The 9,105-nt window shown below is 65.2% G+C and carries 5 protein-coding genes; 3 read left to right on the top strand and 2 right to left on the bottom strand.

All coding sequences use genetic code 11. The features are described from left to right. Position 1: 1 nt before the first annotated feature. Both FJ386_09820 and FJ386_09825 read right to left on the bottom strand, forming a co-directional pair. Positions 2-2,200, bottom strand: coding sequence for a DUF1800 domain-containing protein (locus FJ386_09820; protein ID MBM3877001.1), 2,199 nt, complete (start codon positions 2,198-2,200; stop codon positions 2-4). Positions 2,201-2,392: 192 nt separating this feature from the next. After that, entirely contained in the window at positions 2,393-2,818 is a 426-nt protein-coding gene (locus FJ386_09825) for a hypothetical protein (protein MBM3877002.1), read from the bottom strand. Between the two features lie 441 nt (positions 2,819-3,259). Between FJ386_09825 and FJ386_09830 the strand changes: the two genes are divergently transcribed. From FJ386_09830 to FJ386_09840, 3 genes are read left to right on the top strand one after another with little or no spacing between them, the layout of a single operon-like run. Next, a complete protein-coding gene (locus FJ386_09830; GenBank protein MBM3877003.1) occupies positions 3,260-4,318 on the top strand; it encodes a dipeptide epimerase in 1,059 nt (352 codons plus the stop codon). 55 nt (positions 4,319-4,373) lie between these two features. After that, positions 4,374-7,328 (top strand): DUF1553 domain-containing protein, encoded by a 2,955-nt coding sequence (locus tag FJ386_09835; protein MBM3877004.1) that lies wholly within the window; start codon positions 4,374-4,376, stop codon positions 7,326-7,328. A gap of 36 nt (positions 7,329-7,364) precedes the next feature. Continuing rightward, positions 7,365-8,804 carry a DUF1501 domain-containing protein gene (locus FJ386_09840; GenBank protein MBM3877005.1) on the top strand — a complete coding sequence of 480 codons (1,440 nt, stop codon included), beginning with the start codon at positions 7,365-7,367 and terminating at the stop codon, positions 8,802-8,804. Positions 8,805-9,105 lie beyond the last annotated feature (301 nt).

Raw genomic sequence — 9,105 nt, forward strand, 5'->3', positions numbered from 1 at the left:
GTCATTGCTCCTGGAATCGCTGCATCGTCAGCAACATCGCCACCATGCCGCGCAGCCGGTTGTCGTATGTGGATCCCGCCGTCCCACTCACCGTGAGCGCACTGAAGGGCGAGGATGCGCCCGCGTCATCCGTGTTGAGGAAGTTGAGCGCGGCGGTTCGGTAGAGGTCGAGATTCGCGCGGCCTTCGCCGGCGTAGAGGGTGCCGAGGAAATAGTCCACCACGTTGGTCGCATTGGAAACACTGCCTGGCGGGACTTGCAGCGGGAGCTTCGCCTGCAGCAACCCCAGCGGCGAAGTCACGTTGTTGTTGCCGGCATCGGACTTGCCGCTTTGCCCCGTGGCGATGAGCACGGACTGCACGAACCGCAGCCGCTCCGCGAGCGTGCCCGCGCTGATCCAGCCCGGTGAGTCCTCGGGGTAGCCGTCCGGCGAGTCGCGGTCGAAGAGCACCATGTTCCCCATGCGCGTGAGCGGCGCGAGGCTGCGGTTGAAACTCCCGAGCCCGCCGCTGATGGCGAAGCCGTCTGTGTCCGCGGAGAACGTGCCCGGATTCGCGGTGCCGTTCGTGCTCGTGCGCAGCGCGCGAATCGTGCTCACGGTGAACTCCATGGGCGTTTTCACCTTGTGGCCCGCCGAGCCGTGGCTGCGGAACAAGTCGGAGTTCACGATGGTTGAGAGCACGGCGCGCATCTGTCCCTTCGGGGTTCCGTCCTCCCACGCGAGCATGCACTGCTTGACGAGCCGGCCCTCCGCCGACAGGCCGGGGTCGGTGAAGTCGTAGCCATGCGCGAAGTCGTCGTGCACCAGCAGGCGGCAGAGTTTCACGCTGATGTATTCCATGGTGAATGGCTGGTTGGCGAGGTGGTTGAGCACGTCGTAGCCGTCCTGGATGCCGTTGGTGCCGGTGCGCACCGGGATGTTCAACTGGTAGTTGCGCCCGGCCCACGGCGCGCCGAACCGCGCCGGCACCGTCTTGCCGACGAAAATGGATTTCGAATTCGTGTTGTGATAGCTCGTGCGAAAGTTGAACGCCCACACGCCGACGTTGGTGGACTTGAGCCCTGGCAACGCAGTCGCGAAGACGTTGAACGCATCGGCCACGGCGACCTTCTCCACATACCACCCCGTCCAGCACCTCGACAGGGTCGTGATGTCGGTCTGGTCATAGCCGTTGTCCACGCCGAACGTGAACAGCTCGAGCAACTCGCGCGCATAGTTTTCGTTGGCGATGCGTCCGCCGGCGCCCCGGCTCGTCACCGTGTCGAGGTAGATGATCATCGCCGGGCTCTCGGCGCTGACGCGCAGCAGGTCGAGGAACGTGCCCGTCGGATTCAACAGCACCGCGCGCCACCGGTCGTTCTCGAGAAACTCGAACTGCGTCGCGATCTGCTCCTGCACGACTGCGCCGACACCGTTCACGTAGGTCGAAGACTTGGAGTGCTGGGTCACGAAGTGGTTCTCCGCCCACTGCAGCAGGACTTCGAGAAACTGCCGCCTCGCCGTCACCGCCCGGAGCACGTGCCACGCGCCAAGATCCGCGATGTTGGCATTCGTCGACGTCACCACGTCGCTCGGCCCGGCCATCTTCGCGCCAAGGAACGCGATGTTGGTGTGGGAGTTGACGCCCGTCTCCGCGATCGTCTCCGGCGCGAGCTGCTCGTTGATGAACGCCTGCGCCCCGATCGGCGCCGCGCCGGTGAGGACGCGCTCGATCTCATCCGGCGTCGGCCCGTAAGCGAGCCGGTTTAGCGCGATGGAGCCGAGCAGCGCATTGCTGCTCATTGGCGTGACCTCGACCTGATAGAACCGAACCGGGCTCGGGTTGGTCGCCGTGAAATCGTAACCGCTCAACGTCCCGGCCGGGTCCGCAGTGAACGGGCTGCCGATGTTCGTGGAACTGAGCAACCGAAACTGTTGGGCGGCTGGAAATGGGGTGAAGCGGAGTGTGACGACACTCCCCGTGCGGCTCAGCGTCGAAACGCTCGGCGGCACGGGCGGCACCGGCGCCGCCCGGAGCGCAGCGCCGCAAGCCAACACGATGAATGTGAGGATCCTCAGGACTGCCCGCGAACCGTGGCGCTCTCCCGACCGCCCGCCCTCCCACGCGCCCGCCAGCGCCAGCCTGCGAGAGGGGGAGAGCGGGAGCGTGAGAGCGTGGAAAGGAGAAGGGGAGAGGGCGACGGAAACAGTGGCGCTCATGGTGTGGCGATCGTTGCGTCGAACGCTGACGCTGCGACGCACAGTAGCACCCTTGCCGTTCCGCACCACTACGGCGTTTGCCCGACGAAAAACTACGACGTCGCGCCGCGCTCGAACCGGGCTCCCCCTCGAGAGAAAACAAACGGCAGGCCGACTGCGGCCTGCCGTCTCAAAGCTGACGAAGGGTTTGAACTACTTCTTCTCTTCCTTCTTCTTCTCCTCACCCTTCTTCTCGCCGTCCTTCTTCTTGGCGGGAGGCGGGGCGCCAATGCTGAGCGAGACCGCCTGGAGTTTCCCGGCGACTTCCTTGAGCGCGCCGCGGACGTCCTCGCCGACTTTCGCATCATCAAAGGTCGCGGGTTTGCCGTCCTTGGTGATGCGGGTCTCGGATGTAATGCCCACCACGCGGGCGGCCTTGCCGGAGAGTGTGATGGTCTTGGCCGTGGCGTCGACCGCGGTGACCTTGCCGTTGAAGGGAAGCGTATCGCCCTTCTTCTTTTCGGCAGGCTTGCCCTTCTCGTCCTTCTTTTCGTCTTTCTTGTCTTGGGCAAAGGACGTGCCCGAGCAAAGCGCCATCGCGACGGCGAGGCAGAGGATTGGGGAAATGAGTTTCTTCATTGGATTGGTGGGGGTTTGGGGTTGATTGAGCCGGCCTGAACTGGCGTTTGGTAGCAAATCGCCAGAGCCGGGCAAGCACAATTTTGGCGATCCCCGGCAGATTCGGAGGCTCCGACGCTCCTAGGACGGTATAAACCCACCGAACACAATGCTTGCGGCACGCGGGTGGAGAGATGCTGTCGCGGAGCACCACCTTCGAGGACGCCAAGAAAATCCAGACCTCGGCCTCGAAGGACGAACAACCCGCCGCAGGCCGGAAGGGCGAAAAACTGAAACACGAAATCGCCTTCAACGTCGCCCATCCGTGACCCCGTTCGAGCCTCGCGCATGATCGCGCGGCGAAACCTCCGGGTTTGAGACGGGCCCGGACTCCACAGCGGCGATGGTTGGTTCGAGTCCTCCCTGCTTGCGCCGAGGCGCAGGTTCCTGAATGCTGATCCGGTGCAACTCACCGTCCGCCGCTATCAGTTGAAGCTTGCCCACGCTTGGAAAATCGCGAGCAGGCTCGGTCCGGGCGGCGGGAACGGCGCGGATTCGTTCGAGGTCGCGCTGGTGCAGTTGCGCGATGCAGACGGCGTGGTCGGTCTCGGCGAAGCCGCTCCATCAACGCGTTACGCCGAAGACGTGGATTCTTGCGTTGCGTTTCTCGCCCGCGTGAACGCGGCGCGGCTCTCATTCAGCGATGTTCCCGCGAGCATGGCGTATCTCGATTCGATCTCCACGGGCGACTTCGCGCCCAAGTGCGCGCTCAACCTCGCCCTGCTCGACGGTGCCGCGCATCGCGCAGGCAGGCGCGTGTGCGACTTGCTTGGGCTCGGCTTCAACGAGGGCGTCCACGTCACCTCCTACAGCATCGGGATTGACGCACCGGATGTCATCCGCGCAAAGGTGCTCGAGGCGGCGCAGTACCCCGTGCTCAAGCTGAAAGTAGGCGTGCCCGGGGATCGCGAGAACTTGAAGGCGCTCCGCGACGCCGCGCCGGCCAAGCGCGTCCGCGTGGATGCCAACGAAGGCTGGGCCACAAAGGAGGAGGCGCTGCGCAACCTCGAGTGGCTCGCGACGGACGGCCACATCGAATTCTGCGAGCAGCCGCTGCACGCGAGGTCGCCCGCGGCGGATTTCAAGTGGCTCAAGGCCCGCACGCCCGTGCCCATCATGGCGGACGAATCGTATCTCTCGGCGAAGGACGCCGCGCTGTGCGCCGGGTGCTTTCACGCGGTGAACGTGAAGCTCGTGAAGACCGCGGGCATCACGGGCGCGCACGAGGCGCTGGTCGCCGCCCGCGCGGCCGGGTTGAAAACGATGATCGGCTGCATGATCGAGACCAGCGTGCTCATCACCGCCGCCGCGCATCTCGCGGAGTTGACGGACTTCTTGGACATTGATGGCAACCTGCTCACCACGAACGATCCGTTCCGCGGCGCCACCGCGGAGAAGGGCGTCATCTCGCTCGCCACGGCCCCGGTGCAGGCGGGCCTGTGCGTGCGACCGAGTTTCTGATATGTTAACCGCCGCGCCTGAACAGGTGCTTGCCGCAATGCGTCCATTCCACCCGATGAAACGAGCCGGTTCCATCCTCGCCGCGGCGCTCGCGCTGGCCTCGCTGACGCTTCGCGCAGCGGACGCGCCGAAATCTTCCGCGGAGGGGATGGAGTTTTTTGAGAAACGAATCCGCCCGCTGCTCTCCGCCAGTTGCCTCGAATGCCACGGCGACGCGAAGCAGAAGGGCGGCTTGCGCCTCGACTCGCGCGACGCATGGGCCAAGGGGGGCGAATCCGGTCCGGCGGTCGTTCCGGGCGATCCGGAGGCGAGCCGGCTCATCAAGGCCGTTCGCTATCGTGACAAGGAATTCCAGATGCCGCCGAAAGAAAAGCTGTCGGCCGAGCAGATCGCGGACTTTGAGAAGTGGGTGAAGATGGGTGCGCCCGACCCGCGCAGCGGCGGCCCGATCGTCTCGAAGAAGGGCTCCATCAACATCGAGGAGGGCCGAAAACACTGGGCGTATCAACTTCCGAACAAGGCTCCCGTGCCCGCCGTGAAGGACACCGCATGGCCGCGTAATGAGATTGACCGTTTCATCCTCGCCAAACTGGACGCGAAAGGCCTCAAGCCTGCGGCCGACGCCGACCCGGCCACGCTCGTGCGCCGGATTTATTCCGATCTCACCGGACTGCCGCCGGCACCGGCGGAGATTGATGAGTTCACGCAACACGCAACACACCACGCCCCACAGGCCATCGAGCGTCTCGTCGACCGCCTGCTCGCGTCGCCGCATTTCGGCGAACGGTGGGGACGACACTGGCTCGATGTCGCCCGCTTCGGCGAGTCGGTCACGCTGCGCGGCTTCGTCTTCAAGGAGGCCTGGCGCTTCCGCGACTACGTCATCGCCGCGTTCAACGACGACCTGCCTTACGACCGCTTCGTGCGCGAGCAGGTCGCGGGCGACTTGTTGGCGGCGGATTCGCCCGCCGCGCGGGCGCGACAGATGACCGGCACCACATTCCTCGCGCTCGGCAACACGGTTTTCGAGGAGCAGGACAAGAAACAACTCGAGATGGACGGGGTGGACGAACAGCTCGACGTGATCAGCAAGGCCTTTCTCGCGCAGACCGTCACGTGCGCGCGCTGTCACGACCACAAGTTCGACCCCATCCCCACGCGCGACTACTACGCGCTCGCGGGCATCCTCAAGAACGCGCGGCAGATCAATCACGCAAACGTCTCCACATGGGTCGAGATGCCATTGCCGCTCTCCGCGGCTGAGGACGAACCCTTCAAGAAGCACGAGGCGCAAGTCGCGGCATTGCAGGCGCGAATCAAGGAAGCGAAGGCCGCCGCGACAAAACTTGCCGCTGTCGAGAAGCCCGGAGAACCGGCAAAGGCCGTCGCGCTCGCGGTGAAGGACCTCCCCGGTGTCGTCGTGGACGACGCGCAGGCGAAGCTCGTCGGCAACTGGAAGAAGTCGCAGTTCAGCGGCCGTTACATCGGCGAGGGCTACGTTTTCGAAAGCGGCGGGCCGGGCGCGGAAAAGACCGCGACGTTCCAGCCCGAGATCGCGAAGGCCGGGAAATACGAGGTCCGCCTCGCCTACATTCCGAACCCCAACCGCGCCACGAACACGCACGTGACGATCTTCAGCGCGGATGGCGAGAAGACCGTGCTCGTCAACCAGCGCGAAGCGCCGCCGATCGACCAGCGGTTCATCTCGCTCGGCCAGCATCGCTTCGAAGCCAACGGGCAAGGCTTCGTGATCGTCTCCACCGAGGACGCCAAGGGCGGCGTGGTCGTTGCGGACGCCGTGCAATTCCTGCTCGCAGACGGCACGGATGCGCCCGCGGCGGCAACGGCGACTTCGGACGCCGCCAAATCCTCGAAAGAAACTCCGAAGCAAACCGCCGCAGAGAAAAAGGCCGCGAGGAAGGCCGAGGCGAATGCCACGAAGACGGTGGACGTGAAGCAACTTGAGGACGAGTTGAAGAAACTCAACGAGTCGGGCCCGAAGCGCCCGATGGTGATGACCGTGACGGAGGAGAAGACCATCGCCGACATTCGCGTGCTCGTGCGCGGCAGCGTGCACAATCCGGGAGACGTTGCGCCGCGCGGCTTCCTGCAAGTCGCGACACTCGGCACGCCGGCGAGGCCTGGCGACAAATCGAGCGGCCGTCTCGAACTCGGCGACTGGCTTGCGAGCCGCGACAATCCGCTGACGGCGCGCGTGATGGTCAACCGCGTCTGGCACTGGCTTTTCGGCGCGGGACTCGTGCGCACCACGGACAACTTCGGCACGACCGGCGAGGTGCCGTCGCACCCCGAACTGCTCGACCACCTCGCGGTCAAGTTCATGGATGAAGGCTGGTCGGTGAAGAAGCTCGTGCGCGCGATGGTATTGAGCCGGACGTATCAGCAGTCATCCTCGATTCCTCAATCCGTAGTCCGCAACCCGCAATCCGACGATCCCGAAAACCGCCTGCTCGCCCGCGCCAACCGCCGGCGCCTCGACGCCGAGTGCATCCGCGACACGGTGCTGGTCGTCAGCGGACAACTCGACCTCGCGCGCGGCGGGCCGACGATCAGGCCGGGCACGGCCGCCGACTACAATTACCAGCACACCGACACGCGGCGAAGCGTTTACTCGCCCGTGCTTCGCAACGCGCTGCCGGAGCTCTTCGAGGTGTTCGACTTCGCGGACCCGAGCATGGTATCCGGCCGGCGCAACGCGAGCACCGTCGCCCCGCAGGCCCTGTTGATGATGAACCACCCGTTCGTGATCGAGCAGTCGAAGGCCGCCGCGCGGCGCACGCTCGCGATGCCGGGCGACGATGCGGCACGCGTCGAGTCGGCCTACCGCCTCGCCCTTGGCCGCAAGCCGACGGAATCAGAGAAGAAAATCGCGCTCGGATACGTGAGCCTTCCCGCAGACGGCACGGTGCTCGAAGGCCGGCAACTCGACGCGTGGGCGCAATTCTATCAGGCGCTCTTCGCAAGCATGGATTTCCGATACTTGAACTGAAATCATCAGCGGTTATCCTCCGTCCAATTCTCGGCCATGAACCCAAGCCCCTTCGCACCCAGCCTGTTGTCGCGCCGCCACGCCCTCAAGTCCACCGCGTGCGGTTTCGGCTACCTTGCGCTCGCGGGCCTCGCGCAGCGAGCCGGGGCCGCGACTGATCCGCTCGCGCCGAAGAAGACCCATCACAGGCCGAGAGCCAAGCGCGTCATCTTCCTCTTCATGCAGGGCGGTGTGAGCCACGTGGATTCCTTCGATCACAAGCCGCTGCTCGACGAGCAGGACGGCAAGCCGCGCGACTTCGACGACGCGCGCAAGATCGCCAACTCCGGCAAGCGCGAAGCCTCGTCGCAGCGCGTGATGAAATCGCTTTGGAAGTTCGCGCAGCACGGGCAGACCGGCCGTTGGGGCAGCGAGCTCTTCCCCGAGATGTGCAGGCACGTGGATGACCTGTGCTTCATCCACTCGCTCAACACCGAGGGCATCGCGCACGGGCCCGCGACGCTGTTCCTGCACTGCGGTGCAACGCAGTTCATCCGGCCCTCGATGGGTTCGTGGGTCACTTACGGCCTCGGCACGGAGAATGAGAACCTGCCCGGCTTCATCACGATTTCGCCGAGCGCCGGCAACGGCGGCCCCCGCAATTACGGCAACGCCTTCCTGCCCGCGGTCTATCAGGGCACGGCGCTGGGCAAGGCGGGCGCGCCCGCAAGCGAGGCGACGATCCGCAATCTCGCCAATCCGCAGTTGAAGACCTCGGCACAGCGGCGGCAGTTCGACTTGTTGCAGGCGATGAATGCCGAGCAGTTGAAGCGCAACCCCGGCGATTCCGAACTCGAGGCCGTGATCAATTCCTACGAACTCGCCTGGCGCATGCAGAACAACGCCCCCGCCGTGCTCGACATGTCGAAGGAGTCCGAGGCGACGAGGCAGCTTTACGGGATCGGCGATGCGAAGACGGACAACTTCGGCCGGCAGTGCCTCATGGCGCGGCGGCTTTGCGAGTCCGGCGTGCGCTACATCCAGGTCACCTACGGCGACAACACCGCGAATCCCGCGTGGGACCAGCACTCCAACATGCCGAAGCACAAGGATCACGCGCTCGCCGTGGACAAACCCATCTCCGGCCTGCTCACCGACCTCAAGCAGCGCGGCCTGCTCGACGACACCATCGTGTGGTGGGGCGGCGAGTTCGGGCGCACGCCGTATGCGGAGAAGAACGGCACCGGCCGCGACCACAACGCCGGCGGCTTCACCGTGTGGCTCGCGGGCGGCGGCTTCAAGCCCGGCACCAGCTTCGGCGCGACCGATGAATGGGGCCACCTCGCCGTGCAGGACAAGGTCCACATGCACGACCTGCACGCGACGATGCTGCACCAGCTCGGGCTCGACCACGAGAAGCTCACCTACCGTTACGACGGGCGCGACTTCCGCCTCACCGACGTCCACGGCCACGTGGTGAGGGAAATCCTCGCCTGAGCCGTCAGCCTTCGGCATGACGCGCACCCCGGAACATCGAAGCCCGCGCGTGCCCGGCCGTGGCCATCGGCTGTTTGCTACTTCCCTGATTGCTGTCCTCGTTTCGGCAGTTGCGGCGGTCGTTCTCATTCCTCCCGCGTGCGCAGCGGCAGCGAAGAAGCCCGCAGCCGGCAGAACGCCGTGGTCCTTCCAGCCGTTGAAGGAGTCGCCGCTGCCCAAGGTCCGCAACGACAAATGGCCGCAGACACCGCTGGATCACTTCCTCCTCGCGAAGATGGAGAGGGCCGGCGTGAAGCCCGCC

It is taken from the genome of Verrucomicrobiota bacterium, assembly GCA_016871675.1.
Classification (GTDB): Bacteria; Verrucomicrobiota; Verrucomicrobiia; order Limisphaerales; family VHCN01; genus VHCN01.

Bases quoted from the DNA above. Each gene is read 5' to 3' on its own strand.
- FJ386_09820 (MBM3877001.1), bottom strand. From the start codon at position 2,200: ATGAGCGCCACTGTTTCCGTCGCCCTCTCCCCTTCTCCTTTCCACGCT.
- FJ386_09825 (MBM3877002.1), bottom strand. From the start codon at position 2,818: ATGAAGAAACTCATTTCCCCAATCCTCTGCCTCGCCGTCGCGATGGCG.
- FJ386_09835 (MBM3877004.1), top strand. From the start codon at position 4,374: ATGAAACGAGCCGGTTCCATCCTCGCCGCGGCGCTCGCGCTGGCCTCG.
- FJ386_09840 (MBM3877005.1), top strand. From the start codon at position 7,365: ATGAACCCAAGCCCCTTCGCACCCAGCCTGTTGTCGCGCCGCCACGCC.